The organism is Mesorhizobium sp. M1066, assembly GCF_040318635.1.
Classification (GTDB): Bacteria; Pseudomonadota; Alphaproteobacteria; order Rhizobiales; family Rhizobiaceae; genus Mesorhizobium.
The window spans coordinates 1-21,246 of the sequence record NZ_JAMYMR010000030.1; the positions used below are offsets into that span (position 1 = coordinate 1).

Consider the following 21,246-nt stretch of genomic DNA (forward strand, 5'->3'; position numbering starts at 1 on the left):
AGATCGTCGACTGGTACATGGACGGCAAGATCCAGATCGACCCGATGATCACCCACACGCTGAAGCTCGAGGACATCAACAAGGGGTTCGATCTCATGCATGAGGGCAAATCGATAAGAAGCGTCGTGATTTACTGAGGGACCACAAGCCGCCGCCTAACCGGCCCGAGACCTCCGTGGTTCACAATGGGAGGAGAAAAGAAACATGAGCGAACTCCCCGCCATTCTCGTCGATGCAGACGCCTGCCCGGTCAAGGCCGAGGTCGAAAAAGTGGCCGACCGGCATGGCGTCGTTGTCACCTACGTCTCCAATGGCGGCCTGCGGCCATCGCGCGATCCGATGATCCGCAATGTCGTGGTCTCCAAGGGCGCTGATGCCGCCGACGACTGGATCGTGGACAATGCACGCACCAACGACATCGTGATTACCGCCGACATTCCGCTGGCCGCCCGCGCGGTGGCACTTGGCGCGCATGTGCTTGGACCCACGGGGCGTCCTTTCACGCCGGAAACGATCGGCATGGCGGTGGCGATGCGTGACCTGAAGCAGCATCTGCGCGAGACCGGCGAAAGCAAGGGCTACAATGCCAGCTTCGCGCCACAAGACCGGTCGCGGTTTCTGGGCGAACTCGACCGCATCTTGCGGCGAGCGCTCAAATCCGCCACACCAGACTAGAAACCGAGCGCCATCCAAGGTTGGAACCGACATGGCTGCCGAAACCCCGGTGAAGTCTCCCATTCAGCGCCACATGCTGTTCGCTGTGTCGGCCTGCGTTGGCGTTTTTGCGCTTCTCGTGGCGTTGCTGCTGCACGCCCCGCTTGCCTATTCGATCGGCGCCAACGCGTTCTTTGCCGCCTATGTCATTCTCGTCGTCGCCCAGATGCCGAAGTTCACCGGCAGGTATCTGAGCAGGAATGCGCGTGCCACGGACCAGCCGGTGCTGGTCATCTTCGCTGTGACGCTTGTCGTCGTCGGCGTTGCCGTTATCTCATTGTTTCTGCTGATCAATCAGAAGGACAGAAGCCATCCCGTCGAGCTCACCTTCGCGCTGCTGTCGATCCCGCTCGGCTGGTTCACCATCCATGCCATGGCAGCGCTCCATTATGCCCATGTCTACTGGATGGACGGCGATGCGGTGGATGCCGAGACCAGGAAGAAAATCCCGGTCGGCGGACTGCTGTTTCCGGGCGACAAACGGCCGGAGGGCTGGGACTTCCTGTACTTCTCGACGGTGATCGGCATGACCGCACAGACCGCCGATACCAACATCTCGACAACGCATATGCGTCGTGTCGTGCTTGTCCATTCGATTCTGTCGTTTTTCTTCAACACGGTTATCGTCGCCGCCGCCGTCAATCTCGCCGTCAGCCTGGGCGGTCCGTAATAAATCCGTGATCGGATGAAACATCGGTTTGGATCGCGACGTATCAGGAGGACAATGGACGCGCAGGCCATGCCGCGAGGCCGGGAGACGAAAGACGATGGAATCCGTTGCCAGAAGCCAATCCGCCGCCGATCCAGGCGCTTCTGCGTCGAACGACAAAACGCTGATTTACCGGCAGTCGCGCTGGACGCGGCTGACGCATTGGCTATGGGCTATCTCTTTGTTCTTCATGCTGCTGTCAGGCCTGCAGATCTTCAATGCCCGTCCGCAGCTCTATATCGGCAAAGAATCGGGCTTCGAATACAACAACACCATCTTCGCCATCGGCGCTGAGAATTCCGACGCGGGTCCGCGCGGCTACACGGAAATCTTCGGCAAGCGCTTCGACACGACTGGCGTGCTCGGCTGGTCGGGTCCGGCCGGCCAGGAGACGTCCCGCGCCTTTCCGTCCTGGGCGACCATCCCGTCCTACTATGATCTCGGCACCGCGCGCGTCATCCATTTCTTCTTTGCCTGGATACTCACCACGACGTTGATCGTCTGGTTTGTCGCCAGCACCGTGAACGGTCATCTGCGGCGCGATCTCGCGCCACGTCTCGACGATTTGAAACGATTGCCGCAAGACATCGTCGACCACGCCAAGCTCAAATTCCACCACACGCGCGAATATAACACGCTGCAGAAGATGGCCTATGGCGGCGTGCTGTTCGTGCTGTTGCCGCTGATGATCATCACCGGTCTGGCCATGTCGCCGAGCATGAATTCGGTGCTGCCGTTCCTCAACGATCTGCTCGGTGGCCGGCAGACGGCACGCACCATCCATTTCACCGTCATGGTGCTGCTGGTCGCCTTCTTCGTCGTCCATATCCTGATGATCCTGGCCGCCGGCCCGATCAACGAACTGCGCTCGATCATCACCGGCTGGTATCGCACCGATCCTCCCGCACAGGACGACAAACCCGTCGAGAGGAATGCCTGACATGGCAAAATTCCAGATCAGCCGCCGCAAATTCCTGACCGGTGCCAGCCTTGGCGTCTCCGGCATCATGCTGTCGGGCTGCGACGCCTTCGACAGTCAGCTAGGTGTTGGCAGCGGCCTGCGCAGTTTTCTCGAAAACGCCAATGACCTGACATACCGGGCACAGCGCCTGCTTGCCGGACGTGACGCGCTGGCGCCGGAATTCACCGAGGCCGACATACGCCAGCCGCAGCGGCCGAACGGTGTCACCGCTCCCGATGACGATGTTTACAAAGGCCTGCTCGCCAACAATTTCGCCGACTGGCGTCTGGAAGTGACGGGTCTCGTCGAAAAGCCGCTGTCGCTCAGCCGCGAGCAGCTTCAGAACATGCCGAGCCGCACCCAGATCACCCGCCATGACTGCGTCGAAGGCTGGAGCTGCATAGCCAAATGGACCGGCACCCCGCTGTCGCTGGTGCTGGACCAGGCGGTGGTCAAACCACAGGCGCGCTATGTCATGTTCCATTGCCTCGACACGATCGACCGCAGCCTGTCGGGCGACATCAAATATTACGGCAGCATCGACCTGATCGATGCCCGTCACCCGCAGACGATCCTCGCCTATGGCCTGAACGGCAAGCCGCTGCCGGTCGAGAACGGCGCGCCGCTGCGGGTTCGCGTCGAGCGCCAGCTCGGCTACAAGATGCCGAAATATCTCTACAAGATCGAGTTGGTCGATGGCTTCGCCACAGTCGGCGGCGGTCGCGGCGGCTATTGGGAAGACAATGGCTACGACTGGTACGGCGGGATCTGAGCTGCACACCGCAAATCCGGCTCTGAAGATGCTAGCCTAGCGAGCGGCGAAACAGTTCGCCCTTTTCGGCAATCTGCTCACCAATGCCGCCGAGCCGCAGCATGTGCCAGGCAAGGGCGTGATTGCTCGAGGTTACCGGTTTCCCCAGTTCCTTCTCGACGTCCTCGATGATGCGGGCAACGCGCATGCTCGTGCAGGAAACAAACACCGCCTCACAGTCGCTCGACGCGCCGATCTCCAAAATGGCCTGCTTGACCGATGCCGGCGTGATGCGTGCAACGACATTGTCGTCCGCCTCGTTGAAGGAGCCCATGACCGGAATATCCATCCCCGCGCCATCAGCGATGCCCGCAGGGAATGATTGATTTTTGCCAAATAAGGGGTGAGCAACGCGATCCGCGAAACGCCCAGGGCCTTCAGCGCCGCCCGCGCCGCCGTCACCGGGTTGGTCACTTGCACGCCCGGCAGCACCTCGTGAACGCGTTCGGCGACCTTGTCCTCGCCGATAACCAGCGCTCCCGAAGTGCAGGCAAAGCCGATCACATCGAACTTGACGTCCGGCAAGAGCCCGACCGTTCCCGGGATGACGGCCGACATCTTCATCAGGTTTTCAGGCGTGATCTCGACATCGCTGTAGAGCCGCGCCTCGTACAGCGCGATGTCGCGCGCGGGCAGCGCATAGCGGAATTCATCCTCGATGGTCTGGTCGGTCCGAAGGACGAGCAGGCCGAGATTGGCGCGGGTGCCGATGCCGTTGTCGGTCGTGAAGGGAATGTGTTCCTTGTCGAGGACAAGCGTGTCGTCGGCGCGGCTAAGCGGGGCGTCCATGGCGCAGTCCCCTTCCTGATGCCAATCAGAATTGTCGACAATAGAAACGACAACTTTGCCAAACGTGTCAAGAGCTCCGTTCGAATTTTGGGAACCGAGAAATGCCGGGGTTTCGTCCTGTCTGAACGGTGAATCGATCGTCGACCCACGCGCCGTTGACAATGACCAGCGTCTTCCTATTGAATTGTCGACAATAGAAACGACAACCATTCGGGACAGCGATGCGCGTATTGATCTTGGGCGGCGGCGTTGTCGGGATCACCACGGCCTATCAGTTGCAGAAGGACGGCCACACGGTCACCGTTCTCGAGCAGGCATCACAGGTGGCCGAAGGGGCAAGCTGGGCAAATGCCGGCATGATCGCGCCCGGCCATTCCTTCGTCTGGTCATCGCCGGCCGCGCCAAAAACCCTGCTGAAGTCACTGTTCCTGAAAGACCAGGCGCTTCGTTTCAAGCTCTCCACCGACCCGCATCTCTACAGCTGGTCGCTGCGCTTCCTCATGCAATGCACGGCCGCCAAAGCACGTCGCAACACCCTGCTCAAGCATCGGCTCGCGGTCCATTCCCAATCGGTCCTGCAGGCGGTCGTCAGGGAAGAGGCGATCCCGTACGACAGGACGTCGGACGGCATTCTTTATTTCCACCGCAGCCATCAGGCGCTCGACAAGGGCATCGCCAACATGCGCCTGCTGGAAGCCGACGGCCAGGAGATCCGTATCGTAGACGCGCAGGAAATCGTTGACCGCGAGCCGGCGCTGGCTTCGTCGCGCGACAACATTGCCGGCGGCGTATTGTGTCCGACCGACGAAACCGGCGACGCCGCCAAGTTCACGCGCGCGCTGGCGGCCATCGTCGAAAATAGGGGCGGCAAGATCCTGACAGGGACCAGGATCGTGGGGATCGAACGCAGAAAGGAAACGATCACCAAGGTCGTCACCGACAAGGGAGAGTTTCTGGCCGACACCTACGTTCTGTGTCTGGGCGCGGAAAGCCCGATCCTCGCCCGCAAGATCGGCCTTGGTCTGCCGATCTATCCGGTCAAGGGATATTCCCTGACCATTCCCATCGTCGATCGGGCGCTGGCTCCAAAACTCCCTGTCATCGATGAGCACAACCTCGTCGCCATCACGCCGATGGGCGATCGCATCCGCGTGACCGCCACCGCGGAATTCGCAGGCTATGATCGCAGCCACAAGCCTTCGGATTTCGCCTTCATGAAGCGCGTCACGCAGGACTTGTTCCCGCGCGGCATCGCCTATGATCGCGCCGAGATGCGGGCCTGCCTGAGGCCCATGACGCCCGACAACCTGCCGATCCTCGGCCTGCGCGACATCCGAAACCTGTGGCTGAACACCGGGCACGGCCATATCGGCTGGACGATGGCGCATGGATCGGCCCGTATCATCGCCGATCTGATCGCCGGCCGGACCGCGCCGATCGCCCTCGACGGTATCCTTCCCACACAGGCGCGGTTCACCGAACCAAGCGCCGCAAAGGCTTGACGAGGCCATGCCCCGACCCACCAGGCAAAGCAACCAGGACAACAGCGCGGCGTTGGCATCCAAGCCGATCAAGACCGGCCCGCGTGTCTATGAAGAAATCCGTGGCATGGCGATGGACTATCGCTTCAAGCCGAACGAGCGCATCAACGAAGTGGCGCTTGCCGCCAGGTTGAATGTCAGCCGCAGCCCGATCCGGGAGGCGCTCCAGCGGTTGGTCACAGAAGAACTCATCACTTTCCAGACCAATCGCGGCTTCTTTTGCCGGGGCTTCGATGTCGACGAGATCGTCAATCTTTCCGACGTGCGGGCGGTGCTCGAGGAGCGCTCCGTCAGGCTGGCGATCCAGCGCTCGACAGATGAGGAGCTTGCCGCGCTCGTCGACTGGTGGACGCTCACCATGGCGCGCGCCGACTCATTTTCCAGCACTGAGCTGACCGCCAGGGACGAGGAATTTCACATCCGCATCGCCAGGCTGTCAGGTAATTCCGAACTGGCGCGCATGCTCGAAGGCATCAACACGCGCATCCATTTCGTTCGCAAGATCGAAGTGGAGAAGCACCGGCGATTGTCGACGACCTACACCGAACACAGCGAAATCGCCCGGGCCATGGTAGCCCGCGATGCCAACAGGGCCGCAAGGCTCATGCACGACCACATCGCCATCAGCGTCGCCGATGCCATGTCGACCGTCAGGGAAGGCTTGGCAAGGATATACATCGACGTCGACCAGATCTAATCGGGCAACCCCGGCTTTGACCGAGGCAACCCCCTACCGCTCAGGCAACCTTGTCGAGCAGCGGCCTCAGCGCCGGATGGATTTCCGGTGAGGCGTGCTTGATCAGCGTCAGCAGCGCGCGTTCGTTCTCGTAAAGAGGCCTGTCGACGCCGATATGTTCGATCAGCCAGCCGGCTTCGCCGGCATCGATCGTCTCGGCGCGGCGGGCCAGGGCCTCGGCCGCCCTGTTCCTGGCTTCCCACTCGGCCTCGATGTCGCCTGGAGACCGATAGGCTTCCATGATGCCGGCAAGGCCGCCAGAGATCATGCGGCTGAAGAAGCCGCCGATTTCCGGATCGGCATGTTCGAGGAAGGCATCGCGGCGCAGCGCCACATCGCGCGTCGGTGCTTCGTAGCCGGCCGAGCACATGACGAAATTGGCGATCGCCTTGACGAACAGCTCGTTCCAGGACGGATCGTTGTGCCCTTGAGCAGTGCACTCGTTGATCTTGAACAGCACCTCGGCCTCGGCGCGCGTGATGGCGATGTTGCCGTCGCCGCCATGGGCATGGAGGATCCGGCGCAGCAGCTCGACCTCCGCCCTTGCGATGAGGCCGGGAGCCAGCGTGCCGCCGAGCATCAGCGGCCCCTTGCCGTCAATGACGGCATGCGCCACCTGCTCCAGCGCATAGACGCAGAGCTGGCCCGGCGACGATTTCGCCTGTTCCAGCACGTGCACCAGCAATTCGAGCTCGGTCCGGCTGTCGACCATGCCATCGCGCGAGATGGTGCGGATCAGCCAGTCGGCATTGTCCTGCGAGATATAGCCCGACGGCTTTTCCTGGTGGACGATATAGTCGGTAACCGCCTCGACGAAGAAGGGCGGCCATTCCTCGCATTTGTCCTTCGCCGTTGCATCGAGCGCAAACAGCGCCTCGGCCTCGCCGCGCGTCACGACGCCATCGCGGAACACTTCATGGCGCAACATCGCCACGTCCTCCGCGGCGATGCGGCTTTTTGAGGTCAGCCCGGCCACCGGCGCGCTCATGATCAATTCGCCCATTTGTCGTCCCCGTCCGCCGTCGCCAAGCGCCGGCCCCAAGCGTCATACAAGCCAACATATCAGCAGTGTCTTGAAAAACCGGCAAACGGCGTGGTTAGCGAAGACTTGTCGGCCAACGCATGCCGCCCAAAAACGTGCCGCAGTTTTGAAGAATGGCATGCACGCGCTTTAGATGTCGCTGACAGGTGACAAGCCGTCGCGCGCGAGCTATGGATGGCGCGTCGAGGACTCAGGGTCTGAGTCCTACCTGTTTGCGGGAGAGAACAGCGAGAGCTGTCGCCGAAGGGGAAATCGCCCGAAATCTCTCAGGCAAAAGAACCGTAGACGGGAAAGACACTCTGGAAAGTCGGGGCTTGCCCCCGCGCCGAAGGTGTAAGCGCCGCTGACAGAGCTCCGGCTGCGCGAGTCTCTCAGGCTTCAGACAGAGGGGCACGGACTGGTCGCCATTCGCGACCGATTGCGTGCGACTCTGGAGACGACATGACGGGCGACGATACAAGACACCTACCCCTCGAAGACATCCATGTGGCCGCCGGTGCGCGCTTTGGCGCTTTTGCCGGCTGGTCGATGCCGCTGACCTATCCGGCGGGCGTCATGAAGGAACATCTTCACACCCGCGAACAGGCCGGCCTGTTCGACATCTCGCATATGAAGCTGTTCGAAGTCAGCGGGCCGGAGGCGGTTGCGCTGCTCAACCGCGCTTGCCCCTTGGATGCAGGCGCACTCCAAATCTCACAGTCCAAACTGTCCTTTTTCCTCAACGAGGCAGGCGGCATTCTGGACGACCTGATCGTCACCAGACTTGGCGATAGCAGATTCATGGTGGTCGCCAACGCAGGCAACGCCGTCGCCGACGAAAAGCATTTGCGTGCACTTGCGGCGGATTTCGACGCGAGGATCGAGCCGCTCGACCGCGTCTTCCTGGCCATTCAGGGTCCTGAAGCCTGGGCCGCCCTTTCCCGCGCCGGCATCGAGACCGGCTCGCTGCTGTTCATGCATGGTGTCGAACCGCGCAAGAACTGGTTCATGAGCCGGTCGGGCTATACCGGCGAGGACGGTTTCGAGATCGGCCTGTCGGAAGCCGATGCGCGCGACCTCGTCGCGAAGCTGCTCGGCGATGAACGCGTGCTGTGGATCGGCCTGGCCGCCCGCGACAGTCTGCGGCTGGAGGCAGGGCTGTGCCTGCATGGCCAGGACATCACGCCGGAGACCGATCCGGCCAGCGCCGCGTTGACGTGGGCAATTCCAAAGGACATCCGCGCTTCCGGCGCTTTCATCGGCGCCGATGCGCTCCGCGCCGCCGTGGAACGAGGCCCCGCGCAAAAGCGGGTCGGGCTTAAGCCGGAAGGTCGCCAGCCGGTGCGTGGCGGTGCCGCGCTCTTCGACGCCGACGGCAATCCGGCCGGCCAGGTCACATCGGGCGGTTTCGGCCCCTCGGCCGGCCATCCGGTCGCCATGGGCTATGTCTCGACACCTCTGGCAAAGCCCGGAACGCGGGTCTTCGCCGACGTACGCGGCACGAAAATCCCAGTCGATATCAGTTCCCTGCCCTTCACACCGCATCGCTACCGCAAAGGATGATTTCCATGGCAACGACCTATTTCACATCAGATCACGAGTGGCTCCGCGTCGAGGGCGGCGTCGCCACTGTCGGCATCACCGATTACGCGCAGGAGCAGCTCGGCGACCTCGTCTTCGTCGAACTGCCGGAGACCGGAAAGAAATTGACCAAGGGGGACACCACCGTCGTGGTCGAATCCGTCAAGGCGGCATCCGATGTCTATGCACCGGTCGATGGCGAGATCACCGAGGCCAACGGCACGCTGTCGTCGGATCCGTCACTGGTCAACTCGGCGGCAACCGGGGCCGGCTGGCTGTGGAAGATGAGGCTTGCCGACGAAAGCCAGCTCGCGGGTCTCATGGATGAGGCCGCCTACAAAGCTCATATCGGCTGATATCAGGACGTATTGACATGACCGCAGCACTCACTCCCTTCTCGGCTCGCCATATCGGTCCGAGCGTCAACGATGTCAGAGCCATGCTTGCCGTGATCGGCGTTCCGTCCGTCGAGACGCTGATCAGCCAAGCCGTGCCGCAGTCGATCCGCCTCGACTTGCCGCTGACCCTGCCCGCACCGGCCAGCGAAGCGGAAGCGCTGGCCGAATTGTCGGCGACCATGGCCAAGAATACGGTGCTGAAGAGCTTCATCGGCGCCGGCTATCACGGCGTCCATGTGCCGCCGGTGATCCAGCGCAACCTGTTCGAGAATCCGGCTTGGTATACGGCCTACACGCCCTATCAGGCCGAGATCAGCCAGGGCAGGCTCGAAATGCTGTTCAACTTCCAGACGCTGGTCACTGAATTGACTGGTCTGCCGGTGGCATCGGCATCGCTGCTCGACGAGGCGACGGCGGTGGCTGAAGCTGTCGGCATCGCCTTGCGCCACCACCGCGACAAGCGCACCAAGGTCGCACTTGCCGGCACGCCACACCCGCAGACGCTGGACGTTGTGCGTACCCGCGCCGAGCCGCTCGGCATCGAGATCGACGGCGAGACGATCGACGACAACACCGCTGCTTTGCTCGTCTCCTGGCCGGATACGTTTGGCGTCTATGGCGACCACAAGGCGGCGATCGACAAGGCGCGTGCGACCGGCGCCATCGTCGTTTTCATCGCCGACCCGCTCGGCCTGGCGCTGACCGATGCGCCGGCCAAACTTGGCGCGGACATTGCCGTCGGCCCGATGCAGCGTTTTGGCGTGCCGATGGGCTTTGGCGGGCCGCACGCCGCCTATTGCGCCGTCTCCGACAAATTAACGCGGTTGATGCCCGGCCGCCTCGTCGGCCAGTCGACAGACAGCAAGGGGCGTCCCGGCTACCGGCTTGCCTTGCAGACGCGCGAACAGCATATCCGCCGCGACAAGGCGACCTCCAACATCTGCACCGCGCAGGCGCTGCTCGCCAACATGGCGACCGCCTATGCCATCTGGCACGGCCCCGCCGGGCTGCAGGCGATTGCCGGGCGCATCCATGCCCTAGCCAACCGTCTGGCAAGCGGCCTCGGAGCGGCAGGCGTGTCGGTGATCGGCGCGAGCCGTTTCGACACTGTGACCGTGAAGACCAAGGGCAAAGCGGCGCAGATCGCCGCTGCGGCTGAAAAGGCCGGCCTGCTGCTGCGCGTCATCGATGCCGACCATGTCGGCATCAGCTTCGATGAGACCTCGACCGATGCCGATCTCGATGCGATCGCGGCCCTGTTCGGCGCCAAGGCCGCTCCGTCGGCCGACAGCACCGTGCCTGGCAAGCCGCGCGGCAAGGAGTTTCTCACGCAGCCGGTCTTCCATGAGAACAAGTCGGAAACCGACATGATGCGCTTGCTGCGCCGGCTGGCCGACAAGGATCTGGCGCTCGACCGCAGCATGATCCCGCTCGGATCCTGCACCATGAAGCTCAACGCGGCGGCGGAAATGATGCCGGTAAGCTGGCCTGAAATCGCTAATTTGCATCCCTTCGCACCGGCCGCACACTCTGCCGGCTATCGCGCCATGATCGGCGAACTGGAAGGATGGCTGTCGGAGATCACGGGCTTCGACGCCGTTAGCCTGCAGCCCAATGCCGGCAGCCAGGGCGAATATGCCGGCCTGCTAGCCATCCGCGCCTATCACCGCTCACGCGGCGAAGGCCATCGCACCGTCTGCCTGATCCCCTCCTCCGCGCATGGCACCAATCCGGCGAGTGCGGCGATGGCCGGCATGAGCGTTGTCGTCGTGCGCTGCCTGGAGGACGGCAATATCGACATGGACGATATGAGGGCAAAGGCCAATGAGCATTCCAAGAATCTCGCGGCGCTGATGTTCACCTACCCCTCGACGCATGGCGTCTACGAGGAAGGTGCACGCCACCTCTGCGCCCTCATCCACGAGCATGGCGGCCAGGTCTATTTCGATGGCGCCAACCTCAACGCCCTGGTCGCCTTGGCGCGACCCGCCGATATCGGCGCCGACGTCTGTCACATGAACCTGCACAAGACTTTCTGCATCCCTCATGGCGGCGGTGGCCCGGGCATCGGCCCGATCGGCGTCAAGGCGCATCTGGAGCCCTATCTGCCGGGACATGTCACCGAGGGTTCTGCGCACGCTGTGTCGGCCGCGCCGTTCGGCAGCGCCTCGATCCTGCCGATCACCTGGATGTATATCCGCATGATGGGCGCCGCCGGACTGAAGCAGGCGACGGAGACCGCCATCATCTCGGCCAACTACGTGGCGACACGGCTCGCGCCGCACTTCCCACTTCTCTACAAGGGCAGGCATGATCGCGTCGCGCATGAATGTATCCTCGACACACGCGTGCTCAAGGAGAGTGCCGGCATCAGTGTCGACGATATCGCCAAGCGCTTGATCGATTATGGTTTTCACGCGCCGACCATGTCGTTCCCGGTCGCCGGCACGCTGATGGTGGAGCCGACCGAGTCCGAGCCGAAGCGGGAACTCGACCGCTTCTGCGAGGCCATGATCGCCATATCGGCAGAGGCAGCAAAAGTCGCCAGGGGCGAATGGCCTTTGGCCGACAATCCGCTGGTCAACGCGCCGCACACCGCCGCCGAGGCACTGGCCGGCCAGTGGAACCATCCCTACTCGCGCCTGGAGGCGGCCTATCCCGCCGGCGATGCCGACACGGCGGCCAAGTACTGGCCTCCGGTGTCACGCATCGACAATGTCGCCGGCGACCGCAACCTGGTCTGCTCGTGCCCGCCGCTGTCGGACTATCTGGGGGCCGCGGAATAATTACGCTGAGCGCAAGGCCGGCTTGATCGGCTCGGCCTTGCCCATCCTCTTGCGGCTGATGACGCAATTTCGGCCGGCGCGTTTGGCGGCATAGAGCGCCGCGTCTGCCTCGGCCAGCACGTTGTCGAGGCTGCTGCCGCTTGCCTCGCCAAAGCCGATGCCGCCGCTGACCGTGCTGCGCAATTTGCCGAGCTGGGTGGGGACGATTTCGGTGCCGAACGCCACGCCGATCTTGCTGGCGAGATCGTAGGCCTTTTCATCCGTCATCCGCGACATGACGATTGCGAACTCTTCGCCGCCCAGGCGAAAGGCGTCGACGCCGGTCCTGGCATATCGCTTGATGACGGCGGCAAAGCGGCACAGGACCTGATCCCCTACCGGGTGACCGTAGACATCGTTCGTCCGCTTGAAGTGGTCGAGGTCGAACATGACGATGGACATGAACGGACCGAAACTCCGTTCGCCGTAGAGCGACGTCAATGCCCGGCGGTTCAGCAACCCTGTCAGCGGGTCGGTCATGGTCTCGGCCTTGAGCTCGATCTGCGCCTGCAGATGATGGAGGGAGAGCGTCAACGCTCCGAGCCCGGTCATGCAGGCGACCGCCACGACGGAATTCAATCGTTCGGCCCAGTTGTCGGGCGCGACCGCGAGCGTCCATTGCCCCTTAGTCAGTAGAACCACGCCGCAAAGCGCAAACGACACAGCGCAGGTGCCGCTCAGAAACGAAACCACCAGCAGGATCCGGCGATCGTGACTGCCATTGATCCAGAACATGGCGCCGATCGCCGACAGCAGCGCCGTCACCGTGGCGTAGGTGACAATGAAGCCGACACCGTCAAGCCCCAGGAAGGTCACGGCGGCACAGGCAGCCATGGCGGCAAGCGCCGGTACAACGGCGCGTCTGTGGCCGGGCACGCCCAGATATTGCATGGCCGACACGCAGAGGATCAGGAACCCCAGGCTGAGCAGCGCAAGCACGATCTGGCAGAGCAGCGGATCGGGATCCTTGGTGTATCGCCAGAACAGGATCACATGCGCGACCAGCACCAGGATGCCGCACGCCACCGTCAGCACGAAGCCTGCCTTGGGCGCGGTGAACCAGATCGCAAACATGGTGACGCTGAGGCAGATGCCCGACAGCGCGGCTGCGAGCAGGAGCGAACTGAAGTCCAGCATATCGGGCAAGGGCCTCTCGAGCGTCGGCGGTTGCGCTGCATTCTAGGTTAGCGGCAGCCCTCAGATACGGGTTTTCAGCCGATCGTTCGACCAACCTGCGGATAAGGTTTACAAAGCGTCGATGCCACGTGTCCCGAAACCGGACCCATGGATGCGAGATCAACCCTTGTTCAAGAGAGCAAGGTTGGCGTTGACGACGGTGGGATCGGCCATGCCGGCCTTCGCTTCGAGGAGCAGCGCCTTGGCCTTCTTGCGATTGCCGCGCAGCAGTTGCGAATAGCCCATATTGTTGACGATCTGCGGCTTGCGGCCGGCGACCTTCAAAAGCTGGCCGTAGGCACGGTCGGCGAAGTCGAACCGGCCGAGTTCATCATAGGAAGCGGCGAGCCCCATCCAGGCCTCGGCATTGTCGGCTTTCAACTCGACGGCCTTGCGGAAATGCTGCTCGGCAAGGCCGTAATTGGCGTCGCGAAACTGCGCCTTGCCTTGCGCCAGATCGGAAGTTTCGATGTCTTTTGCCGCCGGTTGGATGGCGGTGGTCTTGGTGGTGTCGACGCCACTCGTCGTACAGCCAGACATCATCAAGACGGCCGCCATTGCGGCCATTGCCGTGAAATTACTGTGACGCATACCCCTGCCTCATCGCCCGATTTGCCGGGTCGTTCTTCAGGAAACACACTATATCAGCGGCGATTAAACTTCGGTGCCGAAATGCCGCCAAAATTCGGCTTCGGGCACACCAGCCATTAACCACCAGGCCACGCTGCTTCAGTCGCAGCCAGCGGCGTCCTCACGGCTCCAGGGCTTTGAGCCCCGCAGGAGCCGTATACCGGCTGCCATCATAGCGCAGCCGGTAGGTTTGGCTCACGGACTTGCCGGGATGGGACTGGCACTCGCCATCCTTGTCGGGCAACGGATTGTCGGTATCCATTTGCTCGACCACCGTTACGTCGTGGTAGCCATGATGTTTGGCCGGGCTCATCGCCAGGCTAACCCGACTGGTATGGAAGGATCCGGCGCAATTGGTATCGCCCTCGCCGCCATTGCCGCCCACGACTAGGCCATCGAGCACCATCCTCAGGGAATCGCCATCAACGGCATAGAGCCGCAGGTCGGTTTCACTGAAGGGATTAGGCAGCGAATTGTTCGCCATTTCGATGCGCAGGCCAAAGGCAGTAACATCGGGCGCCAGCGCATAGCGGCTGGTATCAAGTTCGACCTTGCGGATGGCGATGGCATCATCATTCATCAGCCCGGGCTGGAGCAAGCGCTGGCGCACCTGCCGGCTCTTCCTGTCGACAATCAAAAGCTCGATATCGCCGGCATGCGCGTAGTCGCTGGGTTGGGACCCGTCCATCAGCGGCACTGCGACCAACAGCAGGTCGTCATGGGCGGGCCAGATCTTGCAAACCAGCCCCGGCGGATCGCCATACGCGAATGTCAGGGCGATGCTGGTGTGGGGTTCGAGCGTGAACGAGGTGCCGTCGGCGTTCTTTCGAGCTTTGGGATAGGCCTGCTGCACCAAGGCGGCGGCATCGCCGCAATCGTCGGCCACGGCCCAGGCGGGCGACAGGCTGGCCGCGGCAAGGCCGAGCAAGAGAGTGCGCAGCAGCATGGACTTCTCACCTGCAAAGCCGGGTTCGGTCAGAACAATGGTTATCAGCCCCTTGCTAGGGCTTTTGTGAAGCGCTCGCTAGTGCGCCGTCATTTTGACGATGACTGGAATGGCCGCGATCATCAGCACCACCGGCAGGATGCACACAACCACCGGCACCGACATCTTGGCCGGCAGAGCGTGCGCCTTTTCCTCGGCCAACGACATACGCTTGTGGCGCATGTCGTCGGAGAAGACGCGCAGCGCCCCCGACAGGCTGGTGCCGAGTTCCTTGGACTGCTGCAGCAGCGTGGCGAAAGAACGCACTTCGTCCAGGCTGAGGCGGTCGGCGAGCGCCTTCAGCGCATCATCAAGGCTGCGCCCTGCCCTCAGCTCCAACGACACCAGCTGCAGGTTCTGGCTGAGCGCGGGATAGGTCTTGGCGAGTTCCTTGGAGACGCGCTCTATGCCGGCCTCCATGCTCATTCCGGCATCCGAGCAGACAATCATCAGATCCATGAAATCGGGAAAGCCGTTGCGGTACTCACGCCTGCGTTCCCGCACTTTCTGGCTCAGCACCAGGCCGGGCAGGAAATAGCCGGCCGCTCCCGACAGGATGACGAAGGTCCAGCGGCTGGCCATCGTCGCGTCCGGGCTGGCCATCCAGCGGTTGAGCACAAACACACCGATTGCCGTGCCGATCATCGCGGTGAACCGGATCAGGAAGAACGTACCGACAGCGCGCGGCTCCATGTAGCCCGCCTGGATAAGCTTCATGCGCAGCCGGGCGACATTTTCCGGATCGCTCCTGGCGTAGAATTCCTGCGCCCGCTTCACCGCCTTCTCGCGCACGATGCCGGTATTCTTCTTTTGCACTGGCTCCGGTTTGGCGGCCACGGGACCGTTGTCGACCCTGAGCCGGCGCATGACCTCGTTGCGGTCGCCCTTCGCCGTGACAACAGGCCAGGCAACAGCGGCAGCACCCACCGCCAGCAGCAGGATGGCCACCGGCATCAATGAGGTCGGCGCAAGCGAGGCGAGGAATTCGATGAAGCCCTGCATGTCAGAACTTGAAATTCGACATCTTGAACATCATCAAATTGCCCAGCATCAGCCAGGTGATCGACCCGCCAAGCAGATACCAGGTCTTTGGCTCGCCCCAGACGTCGCTGTAGAAGCCCGGCATCAGTGCCATGATGGCGGCAAACAGCAACGCCGGCACCGCCGTCAGGATGTAGGCCGACATCCGGCCTTCTGTCGCAATGGCGCGCACCTTGCGGCGCAGCTTGCCGCGCTCGCGGATCGTCGTCGCCAGGCCATCGAGGATCTCGCGCAGATTGCCGCCCGAACTGGTCTGGATCGAGACGGCGGTGACGAACAGCGGCAGGTCTTCCTGGCCGACCCGGTCGAACAGCGAGTTCAACGCCGAAACCAGATCGGAGCCATAGGTCACTTCGTCGGCGATGACGCCGAACTCGCTACCGATCGGGTCGGGCATCTCGCGCGCCACCATGGCGATCGCCACCGGCACCGGATGGCCGGCCTTCAGGCCACGCGTGATCAGTTCCAGCGCCTCCGGCAATTGCATGCCGAACCGCTTCAGCCGGCGCTTGCGCTTGAAACGCAAAGTCAGCACCGGCAATAGCGGCATGAGCACCACAAACAGGACGAACCCCATCAGCAGCGGCAAGCCGTACCAGATGGCGACCAAGGCCATCGCCATCGCCACGCCGCAGGTGATCGTCAGGAATTTCGACAGCGGCATGATCATGCCCGACTGGGTTCGCAAAGCGCGGAACCGATCCAGCGAAAACAGCGGCGTGCCTGCATCGAGGCCGCGTTCCTTGCGCAGTTGGACAAGCACCTGCTCCTGGCTGATCTTGCTTTCCTGCAGTTTCATGCGCCGGTTGATGGCGGTGCGCTTGTCGCTGCGACCGGCATAAAGCAGGTAGCAGGCCTCGGCGATCAGGATGCCGGTCAGCGCGGCCGCGGCATAAACGACATAGATCGCGCTCATTTCATCGAACACTTGGCTACTCCTGAGGCCGGCCGGGTTCGAAATATCGTCCGGGAAACTCGATGCCCATGGCGCGCAGATCCTCGAGGAATCGCGGCCGGATACCGGTCGCCTCGTAGTGGCCGAGGATCTTGCCGTCGGCCTCCATGCCGGTACGCACGAAGCGGAAGATCTCCTGCATCTGGATGACGTCACCTTCCATGCCGGTCACCTCGGCGACACTGGTCACCTTGCGTTTGCCGTCGGACAGGCGCGTCAGCTGGACGATCAGATCGAGCGCGCTGGCGATCTGGCTGCGGATCGACTGCACCGTCATCGGCATGCCGGTCATGCCAAGCATCTGCTCGAGCCGGGAAATGGCGTCGCGCGGCGTGTTGGCATGGATGGTCGCCATCGACCCTTCGTGGCCGGTGTTCATCGCCTGCAGCATGTCGAATGCCTCCTCGCCGCGGCACTCGCCGAGGATGACGCGGTCGGGGCGCATGCGCAGTGCGTTCTTGACCAGGTCGCGCTGCTTCAGCTCGCCATGGCCTTCGATGTTGGCCGGACGTGTTTCCATGCGCGCGACATGCGGCTGCTGCAGCTGGAGCTCGGCCGCGTCCTCGATGGTGATCAGCCGCTCGTCCTCGGGAATGAAGGCCGACAGCGCATTGAGCATGGTCGTCTTGCCGGTGCCGGTACCGCCCGAAATGATCGTCGTCTTGCGGGCATGCACGGCCGCCGCCAGCACTTCGGCCATGTTCTGGGTGATGGCGCCGAATTCGACCAGTTTGTGCAGACCGAGCTTGTTCTTGGAGAACTTGCGGATCGACACCAGCGGCCCATCGACCGCAACCGGGCGGATGGCCGCGTTGAAGCGCGAGCCGTCCAGCATGCGGGCATCGACCATCGGCTGCGATTCGTCGACGCGGCGACCGACCGCGGCGACGATCTTGTTGACGATGCGCAGGAGATGCGCCTCGTCCTTGAACGGAATGTGTACCGGCTGCAGCTTGCCCTTCTTTTCGACAAAACAGTTCATGTGGCCGTTGATCAGGATGTCGTTGATGTCGGGATCCTTGAGCAGCGGCTCGAGCGGACCGAGGCCGACCATCTCGTCGACGATGTCGTCGACCAGCGCGTCGAGCTCGACGGTGTTGATCGCCATCCGCTCCTGCTTGGTCTTTTCCGACACGAAATCATGCACTTGCCGGCGCATCTCATCCTTCGGCAAACGCTCCAGCGCGACAAGATTGATCTCCTCGAGCAGCAGCCGGTGGATACGCACGCGCGCATCGAGCACCTTGTTGGCATTCTTTGCCGGCGCAGTGTCCGGCTTTGCCGGCAAAGCCTTTCGGCTGGTTGGAATGACGACGGCATGATGGGCGACCGGCGTCGTCTCAGGCGCGCGCTGCGGACGCGCATCGCGGTTCTGCAGGGTGGAGAAGCGGCTGGTCATCCGGCTTTCCTCTTCAGGAATCCACGGCCCATGCCAAACAGCGAGCGCGATTTCGCCCGGGTCGGGAGCGCTTCTTCCGGCAGGATGATCTTCTTCAGATCGTTGACGACATTGGCGTTGGGATCGATCTCGTGCAGCGGCACGCCGCGATCGACCGCTTCGCGCACCAGCCGGTAGTTGTTGGCGATACCGCCGACGAAATGCTCGCCGAGAATTTCCTGGACGTCCGCCTGCTTGATGCCGTTATCGAACATCTTCTGCTCGAAACGATTGACGATAACGTTCGGCTTCACTTCCTTGCCGGCAGTCTCGTAGACCGCCTGGATCAGCCGCTGCGTGTGGCGCAGGCACGGCACCGTCATTTCCGCGACGATGTAGAGCTTGTTGGAACCGAGCAGCACGGTTTCCGTCCATGGAAACCAGGTGCGTGGCATGTCGATGACGACATTGTCGAAATAGGCCGAAACGAGGTCCAGCATACGCACCACGACATCGGTCTTGAACGAGCGCATCTCTGCTGGATGCGCCGGTGCCGCCAGCACGCAAAGCCCGCTGGCATGCTTGGACAGCATCACGTCGAGCAGTTGGCGGTCGAGACGCTCGGGCTGGTTCTCGATCTCGGTAATGTCGAAACGCGGTTCGAGGTCAAGATATTCGGCACAGGCGCCCTGCTGGAAGTTGAGATCGACGACGCAGGTCGAGGCGCCGCGCGTCACCGAGTGATGCAGCTGGAAAGCGGTCTGCAGCGCCAGCGTCGTGGTGCCGACGCCGCCCGCCGCAGGCATGAAGGTGTAGATCTGCGACTCGGTGTTTTCCTCGCGCCCGGGCCCTTGCAGCGCCCGCACCACGGAGCGCACCAGATCGGCGGTGGTGATCGGCTTGACCAGGAAATCCGCGACCTTGAGCTGCACGAGAATACGCACCGCGGCGGCGTTGAACTCCTGGGTGACGACAACGACCGGAACCTTGTCCTCCAGCCGGCGCATGATGCGCTGCAGCGACTCGACCTCCTCCAGCCTTGCCGCATCCATGTCGACGATGATGGCGCCGAAGTCGGCTTCCTGGATCTCGCCGCGCAACTCGGTAACGTTCTTCTCCACTGTCGAGAGCTGTATGATCTCGGAGGCGGAAAACGCGGTGCGCGTGTCCTGCGCAAACGTCCTGTCGGTCGATACGAGCAGGATCTTCCTGGTCTTGATGCCGTTTGCCATTCTGTCAGCCTGTCAGGTCGATCGACCGTTGGATCAGTTGCCTGTGGGATCAATTGGTCGTGCTGGACTGCGACGCCTTGGCACCGGCCGCCTGATCGGGTGTTACGGCCGCGGCACTGCCTCGTTGGGCCGGCACCAGGAGCCTGGTGTTCTGGACCCCGTATTTCCAGGGATCGACCATCTGCATGACGGTGTTGGCGGCCTGCGCATTTCCGGCGCCGGCCGTTGGCCCTTCGCTGCGCACATAGTCGTCGCTGGTGCAGCCGGCGGCAAAGCCGGCCAGCAGCAAGGCGACGCTCGATCCAAATACCAGACGCATGGCTTCAATCCTTCGGCAGGTCGAGGAAATGCCCAGCCGAAGCGGCCGCTGCAGGTTGAGTGACGCGGCCGTCTGCCAGCGCCACGGTGCGACCGGTATCGGCGCCCTTCACTTCCTCGGTGTTGTTGAGAAAATAGTCGGCGTTGCTGGCCGGCTGCGTGCCATCTGTCGGCTCGACGAGCTTCTTCGACGGATCGACCGGCTTGACCAGATAGGGCGTTACGATGATGACGAGGTCGGTCTCGCGCCGCTGATAGGATTTCGACGAGAACAGCGCCCCAAGCACCGGCATCTTGCCGAGGCCGGGAATGCGCGACGTGGTGATGTCGTTCTGCGACTGCAGCAATCCGGCGATCATGAAGCTCTGGCCGTTCTTCAGGTCGACCGACGTCCTGGCGCGGCGCACGATGAAACCAGGCACTGAAATGTTGCCTATGTTGTAGGACGCGGACGCGTCGATCGAGGAGACTTCCGGCGCGATGTCCAGGCTGACCAGCCCGTCCTTCAGGACCGTCGGCGTGAAATCCAGGCTGACGCCGTATTTCTTGTAGCTGACCGAGATCTTGCCGTTGTCCTCGGAGACCGGAATCGGGAATTCGCCGCCGGCGAGGAAGCTGGCCGTTTGGCCAGACCGGGCGATCAGGTTCGGCTCGGCCAGCCGCCGCGCCAAGCCCCGCTCTTCCAGCGCTTTGATGGCGATATCGATGGAGACGCCATTCGACAGCAGCTTGCCGATGATCTCGCCTGTTCCCGCGCCCTGTATCGATCCGGCCGGCAGCGTGACGTCGCGGCCACCCATGCCATAGGCGAAATTGGCGGCGTATTTGGCGCCGAGATCCTGGCCCGCCTGGCGGTTGATCTCGACAAAGCGGACGTTGAGCTGGACCTGCTGCGACGACGAGATATTGACCGAGTTGATCACCTCTTCGGCGCCGGAAAAGCGTGTCGCGATCTTGTTTGCCTTGTCGGCGGCGACCGCATCATCCGCCTCGCCCGACAGCACGACCCGGCCATTGGCCGATCCGACCTTGATCCTGGCATCCGGCACGCTGGCCCGAATGGTGCTGGCCAACTGGTCTGTGTCGAGCGTCACCTCGATGTCGACAGTGCCGACGAGCTGCTTTTTCTCATCGAACAGCGCAATGCCGGTAGTACCGAGATTGTTGCCGAGCACATAGAAGGATTTGTCGGTCAGCGGGTTGACGTTGGCGATCTCCGGATCGCCGATGACGATCTGGTAGAAAGCGGCACTGGTCATGATCGTCTTCGGCTTGCCCTTGGCGACCTTGATCGATGCATTCTTGGTCGACGACACATAGACGATCTCGTTGTCAGCTCTCGCCGAGGCACCGAAGGCCAGCATCGCCGCAGCGGCCAGCGAAGACGCGACAGCCGCCGCACGCAAAACGCGCAACCGCCCCATGACCCGATATGTGAACAGCCC

The 21,246-nt window shown here is 62.5% G+C and carries 21 protein-coding genes, 1 pseudogene and 1 riboswitch; of the genes and pseudogenes, 11 read left to right on the forward strand and 11 right to left on the reverse strand.

All coding sequences use genetic code 11. From position 1 onward, the window contains the following. From NKH52_RS26820 to NKH52_RS26840, 5 genes and pseudogenes are all read left to right on the forward strand, one after another. Window positions 1-137: pseudogene (locus NKH52_RS26820) on the forward strand (S-(hydroxymethyl)glutathione dehydrogenase); the annotation flags it as partial. A 67-nt stretch (window positions 138-204) separates the two neighbouring features. After that, entirely contained in the window at window positions 205-675 is a 471-nt protein-coding gene (locus tag NKH52_RS26825) for a YaiI/YqxD family protein (RefSeq protein WP_127270240.1), read from the forward strand. Window positions 676-706: 31 nt separating this feature from the next. After that, window positions 707-1,384, forward strand: a complete 678-nt coding sequence (locus NKH52_RS26830; protein ID WP_023810520.1) for a DUF1345 domain-containing protein — start codon at window positions 707-709, stop codon at window positions 1,382-1,384. Between the two features lie 97 nt (window positions 1,385-1,481). Further along, window positions 1,482-2,363, forward strand: coding sequence for a cytochrome b/b6 domain-containing protein (locus tag NKH52_RS26835; protein ID WP_352735374.1), 882 nt, complete (start codon window positions 1,482-1,484; stop codon window positions 2,361-2,363). Between the two features lies 1 nt (window position 2,364). Continuing rightward, window positions 2,365-3,156 carry a molybdopterin-binding protein gene (locus NKH52_RS26840; RefSeq protein WP_023810518.1) on the forward strand — a complete coding sequence of 264 codons (792 nt, stop codon included), beginning with the start codon at window positions 2,365-2,367 and terminating at the stop codon, window positions 3,154-3,156. Between the two features lie 31 nt (window positions 3,157-3,187). On the opposite strand, the gene NKH52_RS26845 is transcribed toward NKH52_RS26840, so the two are convergent. Next, entirely contained in the window at window positions 3,188-3,484 is a 297-nt protein-coding gene (locus NKH52_RS26845; RefSeq protein WP_352630159.1) for an aspartate racemase/maleate isomerase family protein, read from the reverse strand. A gap of 146 nt (window positions 3,485-3,630) precedes the next feature. Here NKH52_RS26845 and NKH52_RS26850 point away from each other — a divergent pair, with 146 nt between their 5' ends. The 3 genes from NKH52_RS26850 to NKH52_RS26860 all read left to right on the forward strand — a co-directional run bounded on the left by NKH52_RS26850 (window position 3,631) and on the right by NKH52_RS26860 (window position 6,222). Continuing rightward, on the forward strand, window positions 3,631-4,116 hold the full coding sequence (locus NKH52_RS26850) for a hypothetical protein (RefSeq protein ID WP_352968106.1): 486 nt from the start codon (window positions 3,631-3,633) through the stop codon (window positions 4,114-4,116). An 89-nt stretch (window positions 4,117-4,205) separates the two neighbouring features. Next, window positions 4,206-5,486, forward strand: coding sequence for a D-amino acid dehydrogenase (locus NKH52_RS26855; RefSeq protein ID WP_352735370.1), 1,281 nt, complete (start codon window positions 4,206-4,208; stop codon window positions 5,484-5,486). A 7-nt stretch (window positions 5,487-5,493) separates the two neighbouring features. After that, a complete protein-coding gene (locus NKH52_RS26860; RefSeq protein ID WP_128303371.1) occupies window positions 5,494-6,222 on the forward strand; it encodes a GntR family transcriptional regulator in 729 nt (242 codons plus the stop codon). 40 nt (window positions 6,223-6,262) lie between these two features. On the opposite strand, the gene NKH52_RS26865 is transcribed toward NKH52_RS26860, so the two are convergent. Next, window positions 6,263-7,264, reverse strand: coding sequence for a hypothetical protein (locus NKH52_RS26865; protein ID WP_352735368.1), 1,002 nt, complete (start codon window positions 7,262-7,264; stop codon window positions 6,263-6,265). 244 nt (window positions 7,265-7,508) lie between these two features. Further along, window positions 7,509-7,595: riboswitch (glycine riboswitch) on the forward strand. Window positions 7,596-7,744: 149 nt separating this feature from the next. On the opposite strand from NKH52_RS26865, the gene gcvT reads away from it, so the two are divergent. The 3 genes from gcvT to gcvP are packed head-to-tail and all read left to right on the forward strand — an operon-like array spanning window position 7,745 to window position 12,047. Beyond that, entirely contained in the window at window positions 7,745-8,845 is a 1,101-nt protein-coding gene (gene gcvT, locus NKH52_RS26870) for a glycine cleavage system aminomethyltransferase GcvT (protein WP_352735366.1), read from the forward strand. Window positions 8,846-8,850: 5 nt separating this feature from the next. Then, a complete protein-coding gene (gcvH, locus tag NKH52_RS26875; protein WP_352735364.1) occupies window positions 8,851-9,219 on the forward strand; it encodes a glycine cleavage system protein GcvH in 369 nt (122 codons plus the stop codon). Window positions 9,220-9,236: 17 nt separating this feature from the next. Continuing rightward, window positions 9,237-12,047, forward strand: a complete 2,811-nt coding sequence (gcvP, locus tag NKH52_RS26880) for an aminomethyl-transferring glycine dehydrogenase (RefSeq protein ID WP_352735362.1) — start codon at window positions 9,237-9,239, stop codon at window positions 12,045-12,047. Here the strand turns inward: gcvP and NKH52_RS26885 are convergent, their stop codons facing one another. From NKH52_RS26885 to NKH52_RS26925, 9 genes are all read right to left on the reverse strand, one after another. Beyond that, window positions 12,048-13,223, reverse strand: coding sequence for a GGDEF domain-containing protein (locus NKH52_RS26885; RefSeq protein WP_352735376.1), 1,176 nt, complete (start codon window positions 13,221-13,223; stop codon window positions 12,048-12,050). A gap of 159 nt (window positions 13,224-13,382) precedes the next feature. Further along, complete coding sequence (locus NKH52_RS26890; RefSeq protein WP_352735360.1) at window positions 13,383-13,853, reverse strand: hypothetical protein; 471 nt, start codon at window positions 13,851-13,853, stop codon at window positions 13,383-13,385. A 160-nt stretch (window positions 13,854-14,013) separates the two neighbouring features. Beyond that, entirely contained in the window at window positions 14,014-14,820 is an 807-nt protein-coding gene (locus NKH52_RS26895; protein ID WP_352735358.1) for a PA3715 family protein, read from the reverse strand. A gap of 96 nt (window positions 14,821-14,916) precedes the next feature. Next, window positions 14,917-15,879, reverse strand: a complete 963-nt coding sequence (locus tag NKH52_RS26900) for a type II secretion system F family protein (protein WP_352735357.1) — start codon at window positions 15,877-15,879, stop codon at window positions 14,917-14,919. Between the two features lies 1 nt (window position 15,880). Further along, entirely contained in the window at window positions 15,881-16,846 is a 966-nt protein-coding gene (locus NKH52_RS26905; protein ID WP_352735355.1) for a type II secretion system F family protein, read from the reverse strand. Between the two features lie 4 nt (window positions 16,847-16,850). After that, window positions 16,851-18,272, reverse strand: coding sequence for a TadA family conjugal transfer-associated ATPase (locus NKH52_RS26910; RefSeq protein ID WP_027036832.1), 1,422 nt, complete (start codon window positions 18,270-18,272; stop codon window positions 16,851-16,853). After that, window positions 18,269-19,483: a CpaE/TadZ family protein gene (locus NKH52_RS26915; protein WP_352735353.1), complete on the reverse strand. Its 1,215-nt coding sequence runs from the start codon at window positions 19,481-19,483 to the stop codon at window positions 18,269-18,271. The genes NKH52_RS26910 and NKH52_RS26915 overlap by 4 nt, the downstream gene beginning before the upstream one ends. A gap of 49 nt (window positions 19,484-19,532) precedes the next feature. Further along, complete coding sequence (locus tag NKH52_RS26920) at window positions 19,533-19,802, reverse strand: hypothetical protein (protein WP_127297211.1); 270 nt, start codon at window positions 19,800-19,802, stop codon at window positions 19,533-19,535. A gap of 4 nt (window positions 19,803-19,806) precedes the next feature. Continuing rightward, window positions 19,807-21,225, reverse strand: a complete 1,419-nt coding sequence (locus NKH52_RS26925; RefSeq protein ID WP_502908127.1) for a type II and III secretion system protein family protein — start codon at window positions 21,223-21,225, stop codon at window positions 19,807-19,809. Between the last annotated feature and the right edge of the window lie 21 nt (window positions 21,226-21,246).